The organism is Amaricoccus macauensis, from assembly GCF_049800915.1.
Classification (GTDB): domain Bacteria; phylum Pseudomonadota; class Alphaproteobacteria; order Rhodobacterales; family Rhodobacteraceae; genus Amaricoccus; species Amaricoccus macauensis_A.
The window spans coordinates 1-22,786 of record NZ_JBNAFY010000007.1 but is presented as its reverse complement, the minus strand read 5'-3'; the positions used below and the strand labels follow the sequence as shown (position 1 = coordinate 22,786).

Here is a 22,786-nt window from a genome sequence, read left to right as displayed (position 1 = left end):
TACGGGCGGGTGCTATTTCGGTCAATTGCGTGACCCTCGGAACACGGCATTATATGGTGGAAGGCTGCGCACGCTTCATCTAGGGATAGGGCATGATGGCCGGGGGCATTCATCTTCTCAAATTGTGTGTTGGCGTCGAGAGCGTAAGCGATCTCGAGGCGCATATTGCCACGCGCGGAGCACGGCAGCAGGTCCATGTCACCCGCATGTGGCCCAAGAAATCCGATGAACTTCTTGATGGCGGTTCACTTTACTGGGTGATCAAGGGCGCCATCCTTGCCCGCCAGCGCATCACCGGATTCGAGCCCCGCCGCGGGGAGGACGGGATCGAACGGTGCGCCATTCTGCTCGACCCGGAACTCGTGCGCACCCAGCCGGCGCCGCGCCGTCCGTTCCAGGGCTGGCGCTACCTGCGCGCAGGCGATGCGCCGGCGGACCTGGATGCGTCGCACAGGGAGGATCTACCCCCCGAACTTGCCGCGGAGCTTGCGGCGATCGGTGTGTTCTGAGGAGTGCGGCAATGCGCGCATTGGGTTTAGCGTTGGTGCTCGGACTGGCCGTTTCCGGTCCGCTTCAGGCTGGAAACAGCCGCTACGGCTACAATTGGGACGAGATTGGCACGGAATTCTGCCGGCTCACCCTCGCGAATGACATGGCGGGTCTTGCCCCGCTTCTGACAGGCTCGCTGCGGCAGTTGATCGAGGCCGCCTCCGCCAACCCAGAATTGCCACCGGCCCGCACCCTCTTCCAGACCTATGTCAACGAGGTCTCGGGATGCAGCGCCGACACGCGCAACGCGGCACTCGTGGAAATTGCACGCAGCAACGGCGGCAGGGCCCCGGCCTGGACGGATATCCTCGTGATCTCACCGGAGGCCGACGGCACATCCCGCATCGACGACGTGCTCTTTGCCACCCGCAAGAGCGATACCCTGCGCGCGCGGCTCCAAGTCTATGCCGGAAGATAACATCAGTCGTTGCGGTGCATGTCCGAAAGTTCCTGCGCCCTGAGACGGCGCGGGCAGGTCGCCCAGGCTTCCGGGTTGCAACTCGTCCTGTTGCAGTCGAACTCGCAGACCGCGAGCAATGGTGGCACATCCATGACGATCGCCGCCACCAGACGGCGGCGTCCCTGGTCCAGCCAGTTGCGAAGCCCTTGGGGTACGGAAGCTGGGGCGGCACGGTCTAGACACTGTTCCTGCATGACACTCTCTCCCGGCGGACATATGCGGTTTCGCGGCAAAGATGTCAGAGTGCCCGGCCTCATGTCTTGATGTGGCGCAAGCCAGCAGCGATTTTCCCCGAGCCATAGCCCTTCGGCTCAGAAGTCGGCCCAGCCGTCCTCGTCGGTATCCGGATCGATGGAGAGCGCGGTATTTCCCTGAACCGGGGCCTCGTGTCTGAGGACCGGGGCAGGAGGAGCTTTTGCCGGCACCAGTGCCTTGGGCACGGCAGCCGGCGGGCGCGGTGCCACTGGGGCAGCCGGGAGCGTGACAGAGCCGTTGTTCTTCGTCTCGAACTTGTCGACCAGCACGCTCACCCGCTCGATCTCGCCCTTGATCTTGTGGCTCGCGCTGGATGACTTCTCCACCATGCCGGCATTCTGCTGCGTGACGTCGTCGAGATGCGTGACGGCCGTGCTAATTTCCGCAAGACCCGTCGCCTGCTGCCGCGCGGAGGTGGCAATCGAATCAACAAGCGTCGTTATCCCGACCACGGCATCGACAATGATTTCGAGCGATTCTCCGGTGCGCCGCACGAGATCCACGCCGCGGGTCACCTGGTCCGAACTGGTCGAGATCAGTCCGCGGATCTCCTTGGCCGCGTCGGACGAGCGCTGAGCGAGGGCGCGCACCTCCGAGGCCACCACGGCAAACCCGCGCCCGGCTTCCCCGGCGCGTGCGGCCTCCACTCCGGCATTGAGGGCGAGAAGGTTGGTCTGGAAGGCGATATCCTCGATCACCCCGATGATCTGACCGATATGCTCGGAGGATTTCTCGATCTCGCCCATCGCCTCCACGGCCTGGCGCACGACCCTTCCGCTTTCCTCCGCATTGTCCTTGGCCGAATTGACATCGCGGGACGCCCGCTCCGCGCTTTCCGAGGCCCCCCTCATGGTCGATGTCATCTGTTCAAGCGCCGCGGCCGTCTCTTCCAGAGCCGCGGCCTGGTTCTCGGTGCGGTTCGAGAGTTCATCGGTCGCGCTGGCGAATTCGCTGATCTGGCTCTGTATTTCGCCCATCGCCGATTTCACCGCCTCGATGGCTTCCTCGAGAGTGCCGATGGTGGAATTGAAGTCCCGGCGCAGCGGTTCGTTTTCCTCGGCGAATTTCTCATCAATCCGCGTGGTCAGCGTTCCGCCGGAGAGCTGCGCGAGAGCCTTGGTGAACCGCGAAACCATGCGCTCGCGTTCGTCATCCTGGACCTTCTGCCTCGCTTCCGCGGCTTGCCGCTCTTCCTCCACCCGCGTCACGTCGGATACAACCCCGACGACCCGGATCACCTTGCCCTTCTCGTCGCGGATCGGTGCATAAGTGGCCTGGAAATGCGCGATTGTGCCGTCCTTGCGCAGCCGACGCATCCGCTTGGTTCCGTCGGTCTCTCCCCGCCGGAAGCCTTCCCAGATCTTCAGGTTCTCCGGCGAATTGGCGAAACCCGGCTCGCTGAGCTTCGACTGATGCATGCCGATGATCTCGTCCGGTCCGTATCCGGTCATGCGCATGTAGTTCTGGTTCGCCTTCGTGACATGCCCATCCAGATCGTATTCGACGATACCTTCGGTCGTGTCGATCGCCTCGAAGACGGCCGCCTTCTCCGCTGCCGCACGCTCGGCCTGCGTCACGTCGCAGAGAAGGGCCGCAATCTTGAAGGGCTTGCCGTTGGCCCTGAAGATCGGCGTCAGCGTCCCGCTGAAGCTGACCCGGCTGCCGTCCTTGGCGCGCAGATGAAAGATGCCGGAGGAAAATTGCCCTGCGCGCAGGTTTTCCCAGATACCTTCGTCGGTGACATCGTTGGGCGGTTGCGCGTTCACGAGCGTCTCGAGCTTCATGCCCATCAAGGCTCCGCGGTCGTAGCCGAGCGCGCGCATCGCGTTCGGATTGCCCTCGATGATTTCCTTGTCGAGCGAGAACTCGAGATAGACCTGTGATCCCTTGTCCGACAGGAATTTCTCGGTTTCCACGCGCCCGGCGGTATCATCCACCCATTCGACAACGCTGCCGAGATACTCTCCGCGCGGCCCCCTGACGGCCAGCGTGGTCAGGGCGAAGCTCATGTCGCCGATCTTGATGTTGGCCTTGAACGTCTTCCGGTTCGGGTCCCGCAGGACCCTACGGTTCTGCTCAGGGTTGCGGTGGAAGGTATCGACTGTCGAGCCGATGATGTTCTGTGGCGAGATGGTCGGCCACATCTGCTGGAAGGTCTCGATATGCTCGGTCAGAAGCTCGAGAAAGGCCTCATTGGCAGACTGGATGCGGAAATCCTTGTCGATGGCGAGCATCGGCACGGACGATCCCTCGAAGCCGGCAATGCGCGCCCTATCCGCGGATGCCCCGTTTCGACCGGAGGCTCCGAACGAAAGAAGACTTCTCTGACTGCACATAATGCCACCTTGGAAAAACGACCTTCGCGGCAAGATAAACGTCCGTTATCGTTAAAATCTCTTGAACATTGGCGCTGAGGGGCCCGCAATTGCCCTAAACTGACGCGCAATACACGGCCAACAAGGGAAGCGGTTAAGAACTGATCCGGTCGAATCCTGCCCGAAACGCTGATGCTCTTTACCAGTACTGCCACGGCTCCTTATTTACACACTTAAATGATGTGAAACAGGTAGAGTAATATTTGGCGGCGAGTATCCACCCGCGACCGGAAGAACGCGCCGTCTCCTGAAGTGGCATACGGCAGGGCGCGGCGCGCACAAAAAAAACGGGGGCCAACCGGCCCCCGCAGATTACGTCCAGACTGTCTGGTGCGTCAGTTGGCCTGACGACGGAGGAAAGCCGGAATGTCCACGCGCTCACGCTCGTTCTCGTCGAGATCGGCTTCGGCGCGCTCCTGGGGCTGGGACTGGAAGCTCTCGCTTTCGGTCTTGGCGCGGAGCCCGGAGTTGGTTTCGCCGCGCGAGGCCTGGCCAGTCATCTTGTGGATCAGGCTGTTGATCGTGAGCCGTCCGGCGCGGTCGCTTTCATGGCGCTGACCGCCCTGAGGTGCGATCGAGCGCACCATGGGCTGAGCCTTCGGCACGTTCTGCACGGCAGCCTGAAGGCGGCGCAGCGCATCCGGTGTCGGCTCGCCCTGACCGTTGTCCGCGGCCGTCTGAACGCGCGGCTGGCCGAAGGGCGTGCTGCGCGCGGGAGCCTGGGGCTCGGCCGGTTCGCTCTGGGCCCGGACCTGCGCGTCCGCGAAGCTCGGCGCTGGGGCCGGCTCGGCGGAAGGCTGGAGAGCGGCAGGGGAGGCGGGCATCGGCGATGCGGCACTCGGCGCCGTCAGCTCGGGCTCGGGCTTCGGAGCCGGCTGCTCGGCAACTGCGTCCGGTGCGGACAGTGTGGAAGCCGCGGGTTCGCCGAAGCGGGCCTGCGGTGCGGAGACCTCTTCCGTGCGGACAACGGCGTCGATGCCGGTCGCGACGACCGAAACGCGCATCTGGCCGGCCATTTCCGGATCGAGCGTGGAGCCGACCATGATGTTGGCGTCGCCATCGACCTCGGCGCGGATACGGTTCGCGGCCTCGTCGAGTTCGAAGAGCGTGAGATCCGGTCCGGCGGTGATGTTGATGAGCACGCCGCGCGCACCCTTGAGGCTGATCTCGTCGAGCAGCGGGTTCGCGATCGCCTTCTCGGCGGCCTGAACCGCGCGATCCTCGCCCGAGGCTTCGCCGGTGCCCATCATCGCCTTGCCCATCTCGTTCATCACCGAGCGGACGTCCGCGAAGTCGAGGTTGATGATGCCCGGACGGACCATCAGATCGGTCACGCCCTTGACGCCCTGGTAGAGAACGTCATCGGCGAGCGCGAAGGCTTCCGTGAAGGTCGTCTTCTCGTTCGCCAGCCGGAAGAGGTTCTGGTTCGGAATGATGATGAGCGTGTCGACGTGGTTCTGAAGCTCGTCCACACCGTTCTCGGCCTGGCGCATCCGGCGCGAGCCCTCGAAATGGAACGGTTTGGTCACGACACCGACGGTCAGGATGCCCATCTCGCGCGCGGCCTTGGCGATGATCGGCGCTGCACCGGTGCCGGTTCCGCCGCCCATGCCCGCGGTGATGAAGCACATGTGGCAGCCCGAAAGCCGCTCGACGATGTCTTCGATGGATTCTTCTGCGGCCGCTGCGCCGACCTCGGGCCGTGCGCCCGCGCCGAGCCCTTCGGTCACACGGGTGCCGAGCTGAAGCTTGTTGCTGGCGTGGGACTGCTGGAGCGCCTGGGCGTCGGTATTCGCCACGACGAATTCGCACCCTTCGAGCTGCTGCTCGATCATGTTGTTGACCGCGTTGCCGCCTGCACCGCCAACGCCAACCACCGTGATCCGGGGGCTCAGATCGGGAGTAACCGGAATGCTGAGAGTCAGAGCCATATCTTTTTCCGCCTGTTGAGTTTCTTCGGTCATCCACGCCCCCGCGCAAATGACCCTGCCTGTATTCCGCACGGATCGTAGCGGAAGAAGCCGCAAGGGTCACGCAGAATCATATGATTCTCCCCAATATGTTGTGTATCGCTACAAGATGAAGCGGAATTGTGCCAATAATCCGCAAGTTACCAGTTGTCCTTAAACCATCTCAGGGCGCGCACGACTTTCCGGGCCCCCTGCCGGTCCGCTGGCAGTTCGAAATCCCAGTATTCGTCTTCGGGGTATGCGATCTGCATGGCAAGCCCCACGGAGGCCGAAAATGCCGATCCCGTCACCGATTGCGGCAACCCGCGGATTCGCAGCGGACGCCCCACCCGGCACTGACGCCCCAGGATATGGCTGGCGATGGTTTCGAGGCCGGGGATCTGGGCGCTGCCGCCCGTGAGCACGATCTTCTGCGACGGCAGGTATTCGAACCCGGAGGCGTCGAGCCGCGCCCGGACCTCCTCGAGGATCTCCTCCACCCGGGGCCGCATGACACCGATAAGCTCGGAGCGGCTGATCTGCCGCCGGTCATGCTCCCAGTCCCCGAGGACGGAGGGCAGATCGATCATGTCCCGGTCGTCGAGGCTGGTCGCGATGAGCCCGCCCTGCTTGGTCTTGAGCCGCTCCGCATCCTGAAGCGAGACCTGCAGCCCCTGGCAGATATCGTTGGTGATGTGATGCCCGCCCATCCGCACGCTGTCGGCATAGATCATCTTGCGCCGCACGAAGATCGAGATGCCGGTTGTGTTGGACCCGATGTCGATGCAGGCCGCGCCAAGCTCCTGCTCGTCCTCGATGAGGCTCGCAAGTGCGCTGGCGAAGGGAGCCGCGACGACCCCTGCAAGCTCCAGGTCGCAGCGCCGGATGCAGTGCATCAGGTTCCGCAGCGCGGTGGAGCCCACCGTGACCATGTGCATGTCCACCGTCAGCTCTCGACCGATCTGTCCGCGCGGATCGGTCAGGCCGCTGCGCTGATCGAGGCAGAAATTCACCGGCAGGGCATGGATCACGTCGCGATCATGACCGAATTCCGGCATGTCGCAGGCCGCCAGAACCTCGCCGATCTCGGCGCTCCCGACCGCGCCCTCGCGCATCGCGACCTCGCCGGTCACACCGTAGGAGCGGGGCCGGCCGCCTGAAAAGCTCACCAGCACATGGTCGAAACGCATGTTGGCGGCCTTCTGCGCCCCCTGCACGACGGTCCGAAGCGCGCGCTCGCACTCCTCCATCGAGGTGATCTCGCCGAAGGCCACGCCGCGCGAGCGGGTGTTGGCCGCGCCGACCACGCGCATTCTGGGCTCGCTTGTCTCGCCGCCCATGTCCTCGGGCACGAACTGCAGCACGAGACAGGTGATCTTCGACGAGCCAATGTCGAGCATGGCGACAATGCCCCTCCGGAGCGCCGCCTCGCGCCGCGCCCGCATCGCCCGCTGCAGCTCATAGAGGTGACGGTTCATGCATCTTCTCCCAGGGACATCCGCTTCAGGCGGTCGATTTCGGAAATGGCGTGTTCGCTGATCTGGATCATCGGCCGGTCGGGGTTGCGCATGTCCACGACCTGTACATCCCGCGCCAGAAGCTGATCGCCGTTGTTCAGGTCGAGAATGCGGCGTAGCGCGCCCTGCGGGTCGGTCTCCGGCAGGCGCAGTACCTGGCCGCGGTCAAGCGCGACATCCCAGCGCCGCTCGCCCACGCGCAGAAGCCCGCGAACCCGCGCCGCGACCGGCTGCAACGCGTCGAGAAGCAGCATCGCCTCGGGCACCTGCGCATCGGCACCGGCCCCCACGATCAGCGGCAGGTCCGGGCGCCGCAGCCGGCTGTCGATCTCCGCCACGCGGACGCCGGTGGCATCGAGAAGCTGGAGGTTGTCCGCCGTGCGCCATACGACCACCGGAACCCTCTCGATCGCCCGGATCTCCAGAACCCCGTCGGAGCGAAGCTGAACACGCGCCCGCTCCACCGCATCAAGGGACTCGATACGTGCCCGGACAGCCGCGACGCTCACCTCGAGGCTGCTCGCGGGCAGGGTGACAAACGCCGCCACCCGGATCTGTTCGGCGAGATCCTCGCTCACATCGGGGACCGCCATCTCGGTGATCATGAACTGCGGCTGCTCCACCACGATCCCGTGGACCTTCTGGAAAAGCGCATAGGCTTCGCCACGAATGTCGAACTGCGTGAGGAACGTGCCTGCCGCCAGAACGCCCACCGAAAGCGGAATGCCGACATTGAGAAACTTCCGGAAGGAGGGGCGCAGCCACAGCCGCGTCAGCCGGTAGCGGAGCCGCGATGGGGCCGGATCGCGCGAGCTGCGCGGATTGCCGTTCACCTGCCGCATGAGGCGTCCTCCACCATCCAGCGCACGAGGCTGCCGTAGTCGATGCCGCAATGCGCCGCCTGTTCGGGCGCGAGCGAGGTGGGCGTCATGCCCGGCTGGGTGTTGGTCTCGAGGAGGAAGAGCCCGTCGAGCCCGCGCGGTTCGTCCCAGCGGAAATCGGTCCGGCTCACGCCACGGCATCCCAGCGCCTGGTGCGCCCGCAGCGCATAATCGAGGCAGGCCTGCGTGATTTCCTCCGGCAATTCGGCGGGAACCACATGGCGCGAGCCCCCGGCGGAGTATTTCGCGTCGTAATCGTACCAGCCGTCCGAATAGATGTCCGTAACCGCCAGCGCCCGCTCGCCCATGACCGTGGTGGTCAGTTCGCGGCCCGGAACGAATTTCTCGACCAGCAGAACATCGGGTGCATCGGCCGCGAGTTGGGCGGGGCCGTTGGCGCTCTCGTGCACGAGGTAGATGCCGACCGACGAGCCCTCGTTGTAGGGCTTGACCACATAGGGCGGTTCCATCGGATGCGCGGCCATGACCTCCTCGCGCGGAACGAGCCGCCCCTCCGCAACCGGAAGACCGGCCTGCCGGAAGGCCTGCCGCGTGCGTTCCTTGTCCATGGCGAGAGCGGAGGCCAGCACACCGGAATGGGTATAGGGAATGCGCAGCCATTCGAGGATGCCCTGAACGCAGCCGTCTTCGCCCCAGCGTCCGTGAAGCGCGTTGAGCACGGCATCCGGCGCCTCGGCAACCAGCCGGGACGCAAGATCAGGCCCGGCGTCGATCTCGACGACGGTATATCCTTCATTCCGCAACGCAGCCGCACATTCCCGGCCGGAAACCAGCGACACCTCACGTTCGGCTGAGAAGCCGCCCTTGAGCACTGCGATGCGGGCTGCTGTCCTGCTCGACATGCCCGCCTCAATATTCGCTCCGCGACCTTTTTGATGACCTGTCCGGTCGTTCGGAGCATGGGTTACGGGGTCTTATTTTCGTCCGACCCGCATTATTTCCCACTGTAACAAAATGTCGCTTGATTTCAAAACGTTTTTTCGAACCTCTTCACCAAGACCTTCAAGATCGGCCGCCGAGGCCCCGCCGCGGTTGATCAGAAAATTCGCGTGCATCTCCGACATCTGCGCTCCACCCAGGGTTGCGCCCTTCATTCCCGCGTCCTCGATGAGCTTCCAGGCCTTCAGGTCATGCACGTCATCTGCCTGTCCCGTCGAGGAGAATCCTGCCGGGTTGCGAAATGTCGAGCCGGCGCTGCGCTCCTTGGTGGGCTGGGTCGCGTCACGCTTCGCGATCTGCTCCGTCATCCTGTCTTCGAGCATCTGGGGGTCGCCCATCGGCGCCTTGAAAGTCGCCTGCGTGAGAATTGCCCCCTCTGGAAGGCGCGAGAAGCGATAGGCGAACTCCATCTCTTCGGCTTCCATCGTGATGAGCGTGCCATCCCGCGTGATCGCCCGCGCCGAGATGAAGACATCCGCAACATAGCGCCCGTAGCAGCCGGCATTCATCCGCACCGCACCCCCGATGGAGCCCGGTATGGTGCGCAGGAAGGTGAGATCCACACCCGCTTCCGCAGCCCTGCGCGCCACATGGGCATCGAGCGCCGCCGCACCGGCGGTCACCGTGTCGCCTTCGACCTCAATGGAGTTGAACCCGCGCCCGAGCCGGATCACCACGCCCGCAATACCACCGTCCCGCACGATGAGGTTTGAGCCGACCCCCATGGGAAAGACCGGAATGTCGCGGGGCAGGGCCGCGAGAAACGCCGCCAGGTCCTCCTCGTCCGCCGGCTGAAACAGCCAGTCCGCCGGTCCGCCCACCCGCAACCAGGTGAGCCCCGCCATCTCCCGGTCCGGGGTCAATCGCCCACGGACGGGAGGAAGAGGTAGATCCATTGCCATTACCGCTTTGCCCCTGCGCGTCGCCAACCCGGAGCGCAATGGCGGGGCGCCAGTGGCGCGCCGCGCGGTCCGGTCGGCCGGAGCGCCAGCGCGCAGGCCGAGAGGGGAAGGCATGGGCCGCGACGCGCGCCAGAGGGGCGGGCAGCACGTGGCAAGCGCGAATGCGTGCAGCCGCCCGGGACGGGCTGCACGGCCCGATCTGTCACGTGCCAGATCGGGTTGCCCCCCGAACAAGCGGCTTTCAATTGATCATCTGCGCATTCCAACACCGCGCTCAAGCTCCGCTAGAAAGTTCCAAGGATTGCCTGATTTCACCAATTTAGCTTCAGGACAACCTTGGGATCATCTCGATTGCGCGTTCGTTGTTGGCGTTCCTCCCGCATCACGACTTCGCCCTCTCACGCGACTGCAAAAGTCGAGCGGCTTACGCTCCGACTGCCTGGCGGTCCTCCGCCCCGGCCCCAAGCCGTTCGGGAAGCGCATTGGCCCAGGAGCTGATCGATCCTGCGCCGAGGCAGACCAGCATGTCGCCCGGCTTGCACTCGGACCGCACGAATTCCGCCAGCGCCTCTTCCCCGCCGAGCGGCAGCGCGCGCCTGTGCCCATGCGCCACCAGACCGCCGACCAGCGTGTCGCGGCTCACGCCCTCGATCGGAGCCTCGCCCGCCGCATAGACCTCGGTGATGGCGACGGTATCGGCGTCGTTGAAGCAGCCGCAGAACTGGGTGAAGAGATCGCGGAGCCGCGAATAGCGATGCGGCTGGTGCACGGCGATCACCCGGCCCTCGGTCGCCTGCCGCGCGGCCTTCAGTACCGCGGCGATCTCCACCGGATGATGAGCGTAGTCGTCGATGATCGTCACACCATTGATCTCGCCCACGCGGGTGAACCGCCGGTTGACCCCGCCGAAGCCCCGCAGAGCCTCGCGGATCGCCTCGCCCGGAATGCCGAGATGCCGCGCCACGGTGATCGCTGCAAGCGTGTTGGACACGTTGTGATCCCCGGTCATCGGCAGGACCAGATCCTCGACCACCCGGTCCTCGGCATTGAGAACCACGTCGAAATGCGCCGCTCCCTTCTCGTAGCGCAGGTTTCGACCCTGCACTTCGGCCTGCGGGCTGAAACCGTAGGTCACCACCCGGCGGTCCTTGATCCGGCCCACGAGCGCCTGAACCTCCGGGTGATCGATGCAGGCCACCGCGAGGCCGTAGAAGGGGATGTTCGAGACGAAGGTGTCGAAGGCCTCCCGCAGCGCATCGAAGTCGCCATAGTGATCGAGATGCTCCGGGTCGATATTGGTGATCACCGCCACCGTGGCAGGCAGCTTGTTGAACGTGCCGTCGCTCTCGTCGGCCTCGACGACCATCCACTCGCCCTGTCCGATGCGCGCGTTGGAACCATAGGCGTGGATCACGCCGCCATTGATGACCGTCGGATCCATCTCGCCGCCCACCAGCAGCGCTGCCACCAGCGAGGTGGTGGTGGTCTTGCCATGGGTGCCGGCGATCGCGACATTGGATTTGAGCCGCATCAGCTCCGCGAGCATCTCCGCCCGGCGCACCACGGGCAGCTTGCGGGCGCGGGCCGCATCAAGCTCCGGGTTGCCCGGCTTGATGGCCGAGGAGATCACCACCACCTGCGCGTCCGTGAGGTTCTCCGCCGCCTGACCGATGAAGATCCGCGCGCCCTTCTCCTCCAGCCGCTTGGTGATGGGCGAGGCGCGCAGGTCGGAGCCCTGCACCATGAAACCGTGATCGAGCAGAACCTCGGCAATCCCCGACATGCCGATCCCGCCGATACCGGTGAAATGGATCGCGCCGATATCATGGGGAAGCCGCGTCTGTCCGTTCATTCTGCTCGTCCTTGTTGAGCCAGCTCCTCGACGAGACCGGCAAGATGCTGGGTGGCCTCCGGGCGACCATGGGCATGGCTCGCTGCCGCCATCGCGCTGGCACCCTCGGGATCGGAAAGGATCGCGGTGATATGCCCCGCAAGCCCCTCCGGCGTCAATTCTTCCTCGCGGATCATGAAGGCGCCGCCTGCCTCCACAAGCCCCGCGGCATTGGCGGCCTGATGGTCGTCTGCCGCCGAAGGGTAGGGGATGAGGATTGCGGGGCGCCCGACGACGGTGATGTCGGAAATCGATCCGGCGCCGGCGCGGCTGATCACCAGGCTCGCGCGCGCCAGCCGCTCGGGCACATCGTCGAAGAACCCGCGCAGATCGGCATCGAGCCCCAGCCCGTCATAGACCGCGCGCACCCGGTCCATGTCCTCCGGGCGCACCTGCTGCGACAGCCGCAGCCGCTGGCGCAGCGCATCCGGGATCTGCTCGAGCGCCGGGGGCACGAGGCGTGCGAAGGACCCGGCCCCCTGGCTCCCGCCCATGACAAGAATCTCGATCGGCCCGGTCTCGGGGCAAAGATAGGTCGCGCCCGCCTGGGCAAGCACACTCGCGCGCACCGGGTTGCCAACGAACTCTCCCTTGGACTCCTTGGGCAATGCCGTGGGCCAGACCCCGCAGGCCACCCGGTCCACGCGCGGCGCGAAGATCCGGTTCACCCGGCCCAGGACGCCGTTCTGCTCGTGGATGAGGCGTGGAATGCGCAAGAAGGTCGCCGCGGCCGTGGCGGGCAGCGCCGGATAGCCGCCGAACCCGGCAACGCAGGCCGGACGGTCCCGCCGCATCGCCATCACCGTCTTCGCGATACCAGCCGCGACAGTGAAAGGCGTCGTGGCGCGGGAGATCGGGCTGCCCTGCGCAAAGGTGCCCGAAGATGTCACCCCCCGCTCGACCGCTTCCGGAAAGCCGCCCGCATAGCGCGCACCCCGCGGATCGGTCGAAAGCCGTACACGCCAGCCGCGCGCAAGCATCTCCTCGGCCAGCGCCTGGGCGGGAAACATGTGACCGCCCGTACCGCCGGCCGCGATCACCAGAAGCGGCGGTCTGCTCATTGGCCGTGCGCCCCGCGCGCAAGAAGATCGTCGAAATCGTCCTGGGGCCGCTCGCGGGTCATCGCGAGCAACATGCCGAGCCCGATCCCGGCGGCAATCAGCGAGGAGCCGCCATAGGAGATCAACGGCAGGGTCATGCCCTTCGCGGGCAGCAGACGCACCGCGACACCGATGTTGATCATCGCCTGCATACCGAGCAGCACCGCGAGCCCCGTCCCGGCAAAGCGGATGAAGAGGTCACGCTCCCGCACCAGCCGCAGAAGCGAGCGCACGACGATGAGCATGTAGAGGAATATGATCAGGGCGCAGAGCATGAGACCGAATTCCTCGGCTGCCACCGCGATGATGAAATCGGTATGCGCATCGGGCAGCGTCCACTTCACGGTGCCGTTCCCGATGCCGACCCCGAAGATCCCGCCCTCGTGGATCGCATTGGTCGCGTAGCCGATCTGCGTGCGCGGATCGACCTCGGAGGAGAGAAACCCGTCGATGCGCCGGGCAACGTGCTCGGAGTTCTCATAGGCAAACCAGCCGAAGGCCAGCACACCCGCGCCCACGCTGCCCACCAGCGTGATCGGCGCCCCGGCCACGAAATACATCAGCGCCCATGTCGCGATGATGAGACCGGCCTGTCCGAAATCGGGCTGGGCGGCCAGGAGCAGCACCAGCAGGATCGCCACCATGAAGGAGAGCAGCTTGCCCGGCGGGCCGCGGTCGTCGAAACTCGCGGCCATCAGCCAGGCAGTGAAGACCGCGAAGGCGGGCTTGAGAAATTCCGAGGGCTGGACCGAAATCACCTTCAGTGAATACCAGCGCGTCGCCCCCTTGCCGAAATCGGTGCCGAAGACCGGCAGGAGCAGGATCGCCACGAAGGCCGCCCCGAAGGCAAGGACGGCCAGCCTGCGGATGCGCACCGGTGACATCATCGAGACCACCAGAAGACAGGACAGCCCGGCCACGCCGAACACCGCCTGCCGCGTCACGTAATGGAAGGGGTCGAGCCCGTTTCGCACCGCCAGCGGCGGCGAGGCCGCCAGCCCGAGCAACAGCCCGATCATGAACAGCGCAAGGATCGCGGCGAGCGACCAGCGGTCGACCGTTCGCCACCACGCCGTGACAATCGCCTCCGTCGGTCGATCCGACGGCGCGTCGTAAACCATCTCGGTCATTGGGAACTGCCCTTTCCCATCTGCCTGTCTGCCCTCGTTCGCCCGGGGTTTGCCCCGGTGCGGACTTCTTGCGGGATACTACCTGTCAAACGCGCCCTTTACCAGAAATACCGACAGACATCGCGCCCGCGCCCCGTTCGGGCAGGCGCAATGGCCCGCGCCGAACCGAACATTAATTGGTTAATCGTCGATTAACCTTCGTGAAGTTAATGTATACCGCAGGAGCACTGGATGAGGAAAAGCGATGCAAGCTGCGGCTGAACCCGAACTGGATCTGATGCCACCGGCCTTCAGTGATGGGCTTCACGACTGGTCGCGGGGCGACGGGCGGCCGGACACCCCGACCTATGGCGATCTGAAGTTCCTGGATGCGCGCATCGTCGAGGATTCCGAGTTCGGCCCCTGCCTCGAGATCCGCAAGACCGACACGATCCAGCGGCTGCGCTACATGGGCGAGATGCCGTTTCGGCCCGGCTGCTATCTTGAGGTCTCCGCCCGGATCAAGGCGCTCAGCGGGCCGCGTGGTCTCGTTCGGATCGCGGCCATGCCCGGCGGGCGCCATGGCAAACCCGTCACAGGCCTCGACACCAGCGGCAATGTCGTGGGGCTCGATGTGTTCGAACGCTCCTACGAGGCCGTGGCCGTTTTCGGCCCCGAGATGCTCGAAGGCGTCAGCGTCGTGTGGAACGACCGCGTGCTCTACGCCCATGTCGGGCTCGACATCATCGGCCCCAATGGTGGTATCGTCCGGATCGAGAACCTCCGGGTCCGTGACGTCACCAACGAGATCACCGGAGCGCCCCGGATCATGCCTGGCTTTACCAAGGCCGATCTCTCGATCGCAGCAAGCCGCGACTGACCGCGCGCCCGATCTCGCACTGCAAGCCCGCGTGGGGATTTGATGGGGGCTATTCGGGCAACCCCTCGCTCCACACGCGCAACGCGTCGAGAAACCCCAGCGCCGAGCGGCCGAATTCCGTGATCTCGTAGGTCACCGATATGGGAGAGGTGTCGAGCACCTCGCGCCTGACGAGCCCCTGACCCTCGAGCTGGCGAAGGCGCTCGGTGATCATCTTCTTCGACGCGCCGCCCACCATGCGCGCCAGATCGTTGAAGCGAACCGGCCCATCCTTCAGATGCCACAGGATCGAGCCGGTCCACTTGCCCCCGATGATCCGCATGCCCCGCTCGATCGCGCAGGGCTCGAGGCAGGCATTCGCCGCACTCCGTCGGCCGGCACCGTCTGTTTCGATCTTTGCGTCCATCGTTTTGCGCTCCGCTGATCCACTCCGGATTAGGTTACAAAAAGTATACTGGTTGTTTTTACTTCCCGCCACGTTCATCTCATCTCGGACCCCGCCGAAGTCAAGCGGGCGCAGCAACGGAAGAAACGACATGAGCAAGATCCACATCCTGAACGGCGCGCAACCTTACGAATTTGCACCGGGAAAACTCAACGAGACGCTCGCGGAGCGCGCCAAGGCAACACTCGAAGCGCAGGGGCATGAGGTACGCCTGACCACGGTGGCTGCCGGTTACGATGTGCAGGCCGAGGTGGAAAGTCACCTCTGGGCGGACGTGGTCCTCCTGCAGTTCCCGGTGAACTGGATGGGCGTGCCCTGGTCGTTCAAGAAATACATGGATGAGGTCTACACGGTCGGCATGGGCGGGCAGTTGAGCAATGGCGACGGTCGCCGCGCAGCTGCCCCGAAAGCGAACTACGGCATGGGCGGCAAGCTGGAAGGCACGCGTTACATGATCTCGGCCACACTGAACGCACCGGCCGAGGCTTTCGGCGACCCGGCTGAGCCGTTTTTCGAAGGCATGTCGCTGGATGATCTCCTGCGCCCGGTCCACCTGAACGCAAAGTTCTTCGGCATGACGCCGCTGCCGACCTTCGGTGCCTTCGACGTGATGAAGAACCCCGACGTCGCCACCGACCTCGCTCGTTTCGACGCCCATCTTGCCACGACCTTCGGGGAGCTCACCAATGTCGCAGCCTGATATTGTCCTCTACACCGCCAACACGATGAATGGCTGGAAGCCTCTGATTTTCCTGCATGAGGCGGAGATCGACTACGAACTCGTGCCCATCGATTTCGGCAGGAAGGAGCAGAAGGCGGACTGGTACTTGAAGCTCAACCCGAACGGCCGCATTCCCACCATCGTGGACCGCGCAAACGATGATTTCGCCGTGTTCGAGAGCGGCGCGATCCTGTGGTATCTGGCGGAGAAATACGACCGTTTCCTCAGCCACGACCCAAGGGAGCGCTCCGAAACCCTGCAATGGCTGATGTTCCAGATGGGCGGCATCGGTCCGATGATGGGCCAGGCAATGTTCTTCCAGCGGATCGCCAAGCCGAACGGCGACGAGGTGCCCTATGCCATCGACCGCTACGTGAACGAGAGCCGCCGCCTGCTCGAAGTTCTCGACACCCGCCTTGCGGGGCGCGACTGGCTGGTGGGTGATGCCCTGTCGATCGCCGATATTGCCACCTACCCCTGGGCGCGCAGCCACTTCTGGGCCACGGTGAGCGTCGAGGGCTTGGGGAACCTGCAGGCCTGGTTCGATCGCCTCGATGCGATGCCTCGGGTGCAGGCCGCCCTCCAATTGCCGGAACCGCGTCCATCTGCCTTTGGCGAAGGCGATACCGACGCGGCGGCGCGGGAGAATGCGGCGAGGTTTCGGTAAGCGCCGCGTGGGCGGACGGGATCTGGCATGACCAGAACCATGCCGCGTCCAGACCCGTTTTTCAGGCCGTCGCCTGGGCGCTCACCACATCCGCACCGTAGAGCCAGTCATAGGCGCCGATCAGCAGTCCCGGCGCCACGCCCGTAACGGCGGACATGCCCAGATGCGCGACCTGCCGTAGGCCCGGCCCGAGGTGAAAGATCGTGCCGTTCCGCCTGGAGGCCGATTGCACCTTCGTGACCCGTGACTTGCGCCGCGCCTCATAGGCTCTCAGACCCGTCTCGATGTCGGGGGCCACGTCCAGCTCGGCGGCGAGAACCCAGCCGTCCTCGAGACCCATCGCCGCCCCCTGCGCAAGGAAGGGAAGGGTCGGGTGACAGGCATCGCCCGCCAGCACCAGATGGCCGGAAACCCATGTCTTCAGGGGCGGATGATCGAACAGCCCCCAGAGAAAGGTCCGCTCGACCGCCCCGAGCAGGGTCCGCACATCCTCGCCCCAGCCGCTGAAGGCGTCGCGCAGGTTCGCCGGATCGTCCATCTGCATCCAGCCTTCGGGCACCATGTCCGGGCGTTCCTCCACCGCCACGAGGTTGCGAAGTTCTCCACCCCGCAGGGGGTAGGTCACGATATGGCGCTTCGGCCCCATGAAGACGGTGGTCGTTCCGGCCAGGAAATCCGGCGGCAACCTTGAGGCCGGCACCACGCCCCGCCAGGCGACATTGCCGGTATAGCGCGGGCTCAAGGCCGAGAAATGCTCGCCCCTCGTGCGTGATCGCAGCCCGTCCGCGCCCACCACGATCGCCGCTTCCTCCTCGGTCCCATCCGCGAGGCAAACCCGGCATCCCCCCTGCGTGGGCGTCGTCGAGGCAACCTCGGACCCAAGATGCAGCGCGACCCCGGCCTCCTCGGCGCCATCGGCCAGGATCTCGAGAAGATCGGCACGATGCAGATGCCAGTAGGGCCGACCATAGCGCGCCACGCAATCCTGCCCGAGGGGGATCCGTGCGACCTGCCTGCCCGATCCGCGGTCGCGCATTTCGATGGCTCTCGGGAGGCTCGCCCGCGACTCGGCTGCATCGCGCAGCCCGAGCGCCTCCATCACGGCCACGCCGTTGGGGCCCACCTGGATGCCCGCACCGACTTCCCGGAGGGCCGTTGCACGCTCGAACACGCGCACATTCGCGCCGCGTTGCGCCATCGCCATTGCCGTGGTCAGCCCGGCCACACCGGCTCCGATCACGATGACGTCGTGTCCTGCAAGGCGCATCGGCTAATTCCCTGAGCGCATCAATTCGTGCCGGACACTCTACAGATTGTTCGCAGCCGGTATACATTCAATTGCGAGATGTGCCGTTTGCAGACCCGGATCTTGCGACCCAAAAGGAAAATCAGTCCAAACCCGGGGCGGTTTGAACTGATCGAGATGACTTGCGATGTTGATCCGGTCGGGTGGGCCGCACGCTCAGCGTGCGAGGCTCACCACCCTTCGAAGCAGCCGGTCGACTTCGGAGCGCAGGGCCGAGGCGCGCAGCACATAGGCCTCATCCGCCTGTTCCGAGGCGACCTGAACGCGGCTGCCGGATGACTTCAGACCGGTCTTCTTGTTCCGGATCGCGGTGAGCATCCCCACGAGCCGCCCCTCCCGGTCGAGAACCGGGCCGCCCGAGAAACCGGGACGGACACCGGGAATATCGGCAATGAGACCAGGCCCGAACACGTCGATGTTCTTCCGCGGAATGGAGACCGCGCCCCAAAGCGCCAGCCGTTCGCCCGAGTGAGCCCCGCCGGACGCATCCACCCCCGCCGCCACGATCTTCAACCCGGAGTGGTTCTGAACCATGCCCGAACGCACCGGGGGCAGAAAACCCCGCGGCGCGCCGAGTATTGCCAGATCCATCATCCGGCTGATTGCCACGACCTCGGCCATTGCCCGGCGATCGCTGCCATCGGACGAAATGAGACGAACGGTATCGCCCGGTCTTCGTCCCTCGACCACATGCGCGTTTGTCACGATGACCGTATCGCTCAGGGCGAAGGCAGAGCCGACGAGATCCTGGTTGAGAACGGTCGCATGAAAATCCATCGGACTTCGCACGCGTGAATCGGCGCGAACGGTGCTGAATGCGAAGAGACAGCACAACCCGATGACGAAAGACAGGACAAGCAGCTTCCACCCACGGCGCAGCTCGACTGCACCATGAGCCCCCTCAAGGACACCCATTATAACCCCCAATGTGCCAACCCCCATATCGGCACGTGAGCACTCTAGGCTCGGGTGTGTTACCTGCGCCCTAATTCCGATTTCCCGATTTCGTTAAAGCTCTACGTTAACGCATTGTAAATTTCTCACCGTCAGAAGGTCGCGCGAAGCGTTTTCACACGCATTCGCGTTCTTTGTCATTTGACCCAGTCGTTTCTTGGGAGGCTCCGTCCCCGCGCATGGTTCCGGTAAATCGGCCCGCGGGACGGCGGCGTTGGGAGTAGTGTCATGATGTCGTTTCCGAAGCTTTCCGGCAGGTCGCTTTCCTGGTCACTGAGACTCGCTCTGCTGGCCGGCACCTCCCTGCTGGCGCTGGGCGGCACGATGGCACTGGCCGACGGCGTTTCCGGCGGAAAGGTCGCACGGGGCAAGGTGACCATCTCCCAGAAGGGCGGCAACTCGGTCATCCGGCAGCAGAGCCGTCGCGCAGTCATCGATTGGGACAGCTTCGATGTCGGTCGCAACGAGAGCGTGACCTTCGACCAGCCCGGCGTGAAAGCCTCGACGCTCAACCGGGTCAACAGCGCCAGCCGGAGCGTGATCGAGGGGGCCATATCGGCGCCAGGAACCGTCATTATCCAGAATACCGCCGGTGTGCTCTTCACCGGAACCGCCAAGGTCGATGTGGGCGGGCTTGTCGCCACGAGCCAGCTTGTCGATGCCGATCTCTTCCAGTCCCGCGGGGATCTCACCTTCGGCGGAGGTGAGGCCGCGGACGCGCGCGTCATCAACCGGGGCGAACTGACGATCGGCGAGGCAGGCCTCGCAGCGCTTGTCGGGCGCAATGTCCGCAATGCCGGTGCGATCGTCGCGCGCAGCGGCACCGTTGCGCTTGCATCTGGCGAGCGCACCACCATCGACCTCTCGGGCGACGGCACGGTCCAGATCGCGGTCGAGGGCGAAGCCGAGGGCGGCCGCGTCGAAAACCCCGGCATGATCGACATCGGCAACGGGACCGTCATCCTGAGCGCAGGGGCTGCGTCCGACGCGCTCGACGGGGCCATCAATACATCCGGGATCGTCCGGGCCGGATCGGCATCCGGTGGCAAGGGCCTGATCCGCATCGAAGGCCGCGGCAAGGCCCGCGTCGAGGTCTCGGGAACCCTGGATGCGTCCGGTTCGGACCAGGGCGGGGCGATCGAGGTCACCGGCAAGGACATCGCGGTGACGGATGGTGCGCGGATCGATGCCAGCGGCACCGAAGGCGGCACCATCAATATCGGCGGCGGTTTCCAGGGCCGTGGCCCGCTGAAGCGTGCCGACTACCTGACGATCGAAGACGGTGCAGTGATCGCTGCCGACGGCACCTCGGGCGACGGCGGCACGATCGTCGCCTGGTCGGACGGGGAGACCCGTGTCGGCGGTGCTCTGTCCGCCACCGGCAACGGGGCAGGCGGCCTCATCGAGACATCCGGCAAGAAAACTCTGACGGTCGAAGAGACGGCGCAAGTCAATCCGGGCGCGGGCGGCCAGTGGCTGCTCGATCCGCGCGATGTGGTGATCGGCAACTACAGCGGCGATGTTGCTTCGGGCGTGAACGATCCGGCAGATGGGTCCGGTCCCTCGCAGGTCAGCTATTCCGCGCTCCAGTCGACGCTCAATTCGGGCAGCGACGTTGTTATCACCACCGATGCGAACGGAGAGCCGGGCGCGAACGAGGGAAATATATCCTTCACCCGGCGCCTGAGCTGGTCCGGTTCGGGCGCCCTCACGCTTCAGGCCGATGGCGGGATCGATCTCGGCTGGACCATCAACACGACGGACGGCGATTTCACCGCAGAGGCCGGGGGTGCCATCGACATCGATGCCGACATCACGTCCCGCGGGACCGCCGATCTGAGCTTCTCGGCCGGAAGCGGGATCACCGTGACGGAGGATGTCGAGGCCCGCGGCAGCGGCGATGTCACGCTCCGGGCACGGGGCGGCAATGTCCAGATCGGGGAGTTCTCGACCGGAAACGTGGAGGTCTCGACCAACACCGGCGCGCTCGGCATTCATGCTGACAAGGGAACCGTCGTCATCAAGCGGCACAGCGCAACCGGCGCGGCCCATGTCGAGATCGAGAGCGACAGCGGCCCGATCGACATCACCGCAAGGGACAAGGTCTGGATCAAGGGCGCCACGAACTCGGCAAGCTGGGTGCGGATCGGCAATTCGAGCTCGAGTTCCGATGTCCGGATCGCGGCGGATGTGGTCAAGGTCTTCGGCGGTGACCGGAACAACGCCTTTGCGGAAGTCGTGACCGGCGAGGGCGGATCGATCACGGTCGAGGCCGACAGGTTCCGGCTCGAGAACGGGACGTCGGCGATCGGAATGATCGCGGCACTGAACGGGGCCGATCTCACACTCAATGCCTCCACGCAGGAATGGGACGGCGTGATGCGCGCCGGTTCGGGCGCGTCGGACGGCGGAAACGTCACGGTTTCCGGCAATGTCGATGCGACCATCAAGCCGGAGTTCAGCCTCGCACCCGGTCGCAACTTCAGCCTCGCCCCGGGCGGGAGCATCACCTCCTCGACAGAGTTCGACGTCACGACCTCTGGCACCGGTACCATCGACGTTCAGGGGAACGTCACCGCCGAACAGATCGATCTCGTGGCCGAGCAGGGCGTGTCTCTGGGTCCGGATGTGACGATCACGGGCACGGGGCCGGGCAATGCCATCGTCGTCGCGGCCGGTGCGAGTTTCGAGAACCTGGCCGGCGGGGGCGCATTCGAGCTGACCGACCCCGGCGCACGCTGGCTTCTCTACGTCGATGATTTCGACAGCATCGCAGGCGCGGTGCCCGCGTCGGGGAACTTCGACCTCTACGGCAGGCCCTATTCCACCACGCCCCCGCAATCCGTGGCCCATGGCGGAAACCGGGTGATCTACGGCGAGCAGCCGACGCTCACCCTGGTCGCGTCCGATACGGGCAAGACCTATGGCGAGGAGATCGAGCCGGATTACGAAGTGACCGGCCTTCGTCCCGGCGACACGCTTGGCAACGCGCTCATCAGCGGGCCGAACGTTTCGAGCGATGGCGCCGAAGCCGATGCCGAGGTCGGTGAGTATTCGATTGGAATCTCCGCGACCCAGTCGAGCCAGGGCTACCTTTTGTCCTTCGTTCCCGGGACGCTGACCATCGATCCGGCCCAGCTGACCGTCACCGCCGATGACGCCTCCCGGACCTATGGCGCGGAAAACCCCGACTTCACCGCGAGCTACAGCGGCTTCGTCCTCGGCCAGGACGCGAGCGACCTCGACGGCACGCTGGGCTTCACCACCGCCGCCGGGATCGCAAGCGACGTCGGCGACTATGATGTCGCCGCCACCGGCCTCACCTCCGGCAACTACGAGATCGCCTATGAGGCGGGCACGCTGACCATCGATCCGGCGCAGCTCACCGTCACCACCGACGATGCCTCCCGCACCTATGGCGCCGAAAACCCGGACTTCACCGCCAGCTACAGCGGTTTCGTCCTCGGCCAGGACGAGAGCGACCTCGACGGCACGCTGGGCTTCACCACCGCCGCCGGGCTCACGAGCGACGTGGGTGACTACGATGTCGCCGCCACCGGTCTGACCTCTGGCAACTACGAGATCGCCTACGAGGCCGGCACGCTCACCATCGACCCGGCGCTTCTCACCGTCACCACCGACGACGCCTCCCGCACCTACGGCGCCGCGAACCCCGAGTTCACCGCGAGCTATTCGGGCTTCGTGCTCGGCCAGGACGCGGGTGATCTCGACGGCACGCTGGGCTTCACCACCGCCGCCGGGCTCACGAGCGACGTCGGGAATTACGATGTCGCCGCCACCGGTCTGACCTCTGGCAATTACGAGATCGCCTACGAGGCGGGCACGCTCACCATCGACCCGGCGC

General features: G+C 65.1%; 19 protein-coding genes. 6 read left to right on the top strand and 13 right to left on the bottom strand.

What is annotated here, in order from left to right; all coding sequences use genetic code 11:
* Positions 1–95 precede the first annotated feature (95 nt).
* The gene (locus ACP15W_RS16745; RefSeq protein ID WP_424934287.1) at positions 96–509 is read left to right on the top strand and encodes a DUF1489 family protein; all 414 of its coding nucleotides are present in this window, start codon (positions 96–98) and stop codon (positions 507–509) included.
* A gap of 11 nt (positions 510–520) precedes the next feature.
* On the top strand, positions 521–967 hold the full coding sequence (locus ACP15W_RS16740; protein ID WP_424934078.1) for a hypothetical protein: 447 nt from the start codon (positions 521–523) through the stop codon (positions 965–967).
* Positions 968–969: 2 nt separating this feature from the next.
* Here the strand turns inward: ACP15W_RS16740 and ACP15W_RS16735 are convergent, their stop codons facing one another.
* The 10 genes from ACP15W_RS16735 to ACP15W_RS16690 all read right to left on the bottom strand — a co-directional run bounded on the left by ACP15W_RS16735 (position 970) and on the right by ACP15W_RS16690 (position 13,969).
* Positions 970–1,203 carry a hypothetical protein gene (locus tag ACP15W_RS16735; RefSeq protein WP_424934077.1) on the bottom strand — a complete coding sequence of 78 codons (234 nt, stop codon included), beginning with the start codon at positions 1,201–1,203 and terminating at the stop codon, positions 970–972.
* Positions 1,204–1,320: 117 nt separating this feature from the next.
* A complete protein-coding gene (locus ACP15W_RS16730; RefSeq protein ID WP_424934076.1) occupies positions 1,321–3,600 on the bottom strand; it encodes a methyl-accepting chemotaxis protein in 2,280 nt (759 codons plus the stop codon).
* A gap of 374 nt (positions 3,601–3,974) precedes the next feature.
* Positions 3,975–5,570, bottom strand: a complete 1,596-nt coding sequence (gene ftsZ, locus ACP15W_RS16725; RefSeq protein ID WP_424934075.1) for a cell division protein FtsZ — start codon at positions 5,568–5,570, stop codon at positions 3,975–3,977.
* A 179-nt stretch (positions 5,571–5,749) separates the two neighbouring features.
* A complete protein-coding gene (gene ftsA / locus ACP15W_RS16720; protein ID WP_424934074.1) occupies positions 5,750–7,066 on the bottom strand; it encodes a cell division protein FtsA in 1,317 nt (438 codons plus the stop codon).
* On the bottom strand, positions 7,063–7,947 hold the full coding sequence (locus ACP15W_RS16715; RefSeq protein ID WP_424934073.1) for a cell division protein FtsQ/DivIB: 885 nt from the start codon (positions 7,945–7,947) through the stop codon (positions 7,063–7,065). The genes ftsA and ACP15W_RS16715 overlap by 4 nt, the downstream gene beginning before the upstream one ends.
* Positions 7,935–8,849, bottom strand: a complete 915-nt coding sequence (locus tag ACP15W_RS16710; RefSeq protein ID WP_424934072.1) for a D-alanine--D-alanine ligase — start codon at positions 8,847–8,849, stop codon at positions 7,935–7,937. Before ACP15W_RS16710 ends, ACP15W_RS16715 begins: the two co-directional genes overlap by 13 nt.
* Before the next feature lie 72 nt (positions 8,850–8,921).
* Entirely contained in the window at positions 8,922–9,842 is a 921-nt protein-coding gene (gene murB, locus ACP15W_RS16705; protein WP_424934071.1) for a UDP-N-acetylmuramate dehydrogenase, read from the bottom strand.
* Positions 9,843–10,272: 430 nt separating this feature from the next.
* On the bottom strand, positions 10,273–11,700 hold the full coding sequence (gene murC, locus ACP15W_RS16700) for a UDP-N-acetylmuramate--L-alanine ligase (RefSeq protein WP_424934070.1): 1,428 nt from the start codon (positions 11,698–11,700) through the stop codon (positions 10,273–10,275).
* On the bottom strand, positions 11,697–12,800 hold the full coding sequence (gene murG, locus ACP15W_RS16695; RefSeq protein ID WP_424934069.1) for an undecaprenyldiphospho-muramoylpentapeptide beta-N-acetylglucosaminyltransferase: 1,104 nt from the start codon (positions 12,798–12,800) through the stop codon (positions 11,697–11,699). Before murG ends, murC begins: the two co-directional genes overlap by 4 nt.
* Positions 12,797–13,969: a peptidoglycan glycosyltransferase FtsW gene (locus ACP15W_RS16690; protein WP_424934068.1), complete on the bottom strand. Its 1,173-nt coding sequence runs from the start codon at positions 13,967–13,969 to the stop codon at positions 12,797–12,799. Before ACP15W_RS16690 ends, murG begins: the two co-directional genes overlap by 4 nt.
* A 244-nt stretch (positions 13,970–14,213) precedes the next feature.
* On the opposite strand from ACP15W_RS16690, the gene ACP15W_RS16685 reads away from it, so the two are divergent.
* Entirely contained in the window at positions 14,214–14,828 is a 615-nt protein-coding gene (locus ACP15W_RS16685) for a hypothetical protein (RefSeq protein WP_424934067.1), read from the top strand.
* Positions 14,829–14,877: 49 nt separating this feature from the next.
* On the opposite strand, the gene ACP15W_RS16680 is transcribed toward ACP15W_RS16685, so the two are convergent.
* Complete coding sequence (locus ACP15W_RS16680; RefSeq protein WP_424934066.1) at positions 14,878–15,234, bottom strand: winged helix-turn-helix transcriptional regulator; 357 nt, start codon at positions 15,232–15,234, stop codon at positions 14,878–14,880.
* A 130-nt stretch (positions 15,235–15,364) separates the two neighbouring features.
* On the opposite strand from ACP15W_RS16680, the gene ACP15W_RS16675 reads away from it, so the two are divergent.
* A complete protein-coding gene (locus ACP15W_RS16675; RefSeq protein ID WP_424934065.1) occupies positions 15,365–15,973 on the top strand; it encodes an NAD(P)H-dependent oxidoreductase in 609 nt (202 codons plus the stop codon).
* Positions 15,960–16,661, top strand: a complete 702-nt coding sequence (locus ACP15W_RS16670) for a glutathione S-transferase family protein (RefSeq protein ID WP_424934064.1) — start codon at positions 15,960–15,962, stop codon at positions 16,659–16,661. Before ACP15W_RS16675 ends, ACP15W_RS16670 begins: the two co-directional genes overlap by 14 nt.
* A 61-nt stretch (positions 16,662–16,722) precedes the next feature.
* Here ACP15W_RS16670 and ACP15W_RS16665 read toward each other — a convergent pair whose 3' ends face one another.
* Positions 16,723–17,928: an FAD-dependent oxidoreductase gene (locus tag ACP15W_RS16665; protein ID WP_424934063.1), complete on the bottom strand. Its 1,206-nt coding sequence runs from the start codon at positions 17,926–17,928 to the stop codon at positions 16,723–16,725.
* 195 nt (positions 17,929–18,123) lie between these two features.
* Complete coding sequence (locus ACP15W_RS16660; RefSeq protein ID WP_424934062.1) at positions 18,124–18,882, bottom strand: trypsin-like peptidase domain-containing protein; 759 nt, start codon at positions 18,880–18,882, stop codon at positions 18,124–18,126.
* A 267-nt stretch (positions 18,883–19,149) separates the two neighbouring features.
* Between ACP15W_RS16660 and ACP15W_RS16655 the strand changes: the two genes are divergently transcribed.
* Positions 19,150–22,786, top strand: a 3,637-nt coding sequence (locus ACP15W_RS16655) for an MBG domain-containing protein (RefSeq protein WP_424934061.1), incomplete at its 3' end; no start/stop codon positions are given.

Coding starts and splice junctions, on each gene's coding strand:
- ACP15W_RS16745 (WP_424934287.1), top strand. CDS start 96: ATGGCCGGGGGCATTCATCTTCTCAAATTGTGTGTTGGCGTCGAGAGC.
- ACP15W_RS16740 (WP_424934078.1), top strand. CDS start 521: ATGCGCGCATTGGGTTTAGCGTTGGTGCTCGGACTGGCCGTTTCCGGT.
- ACP15W_RS16735 (WP_424934077.1), bottom strand. CDS start 1,203: ATGCAGGAACAGTGTCTAGACCGTGCCGCCCCAGCTTCCGTACCCCAA.
- ACP15W_RS16730 (WP_424934076.1), bottom strand. CDS start 3,600: ATGTGCAGTCAGAGAAGTCTTCTTTCGTTCGGAGCCTCCGGTCGAAAC.
- ftsZ (WP_424934075.1), bottom strand. CDS start 5,570: ATGGCTCTGACTCTCAGCATTCCGGTTACTCCCGATCTGAGCCCCCGG.
- ftsA (WP_424934074.1), bottom strand. CDS start 7,066: ATGAACCGTCACCTCTATGAGCTGCAGCGGGCGATGCGGGCGCGGCGC.
- ACP15W_RS16715 (WP_424934073.1), bottom strand. CDS start 7,947: ATGCGGCAGGTGAACGGCAATCCGCGCAGCTCGCGCGATCCGGCCCCA.
- ACP15W_RS16710 (WP_424934072.1), bottom strand. CDS start 8,849: ATGTCGAGCAGGACAGCAGCCCGCATCGCAGTGCTCAAGGGCGGCTTC.
- murB (WP_424934071.1), bottom strand. CDS start 9,842: ATGGATCTACCTCTTCCTCCCGTCCGTGGGCGATTGACCCCGGACCGG.
- murC (WP_424934070.1), bottom strand. CDS start 11,700: ATGAACGGACAGACGCGGCTTCCCCATGATATCGGCGCGATCCATTTC.
- murG (WP_424934069.1), bottom strand. CDS start 12,800: ATGAGCAGACCGCCGCTTCTGGTGATCGCGGCCGGCGGTACGGGCGGT.
- ACP15W_RS16690 (WP_424934068.1), bottom strand. CDS start 13,969: ATGACCGAGATGGTTTACGACGCGCCGTCGGATCGACCGACGGAGGCG.
- ACP15W_RS16685 (WP_424934067.1), top strand. CDS start 14,214: ATGCAAGCTGCGGCTGAACCCGAACTGGATCTGATGCCACCGGCCTTC.
- ACP15W_RS16680 (WP_424934066.1), bottom strand. CDS start 15,234: ATGGACGCAAAGATCGAAACAGACGGTGCCGGCCGACGGAGTGCGGCG.
- ACP15W_RS16675 (WP_424934065.1), top strand. CDS start 15,365: ATGAGCAAGATCCACATCCTGAACGGCGCGCAACCTTACGAATTTGCA.
- ACP15W_RS16670 (WP_424934064.1), top strand. CDS start 15,960: ATGTCGCAGCCTGATATTGTCCTCTACACCGCCAACACGATGAATGGC.
- ACP15W_RS16665 (WP_424934063.1), bottom strand. CDS start 17,928: ATGCGCCTTGCAGGACACGACGTCATCGTGATCGGAGCCGGTGTGGCC.
- ACP15W_RS16660 (WP_424934062.1), bottom strand. CDS start 18,882: ATGGGTGTCCTTGAGGGGGCTCATGGTGCAGTCGAGCTGCGCCGTGGG.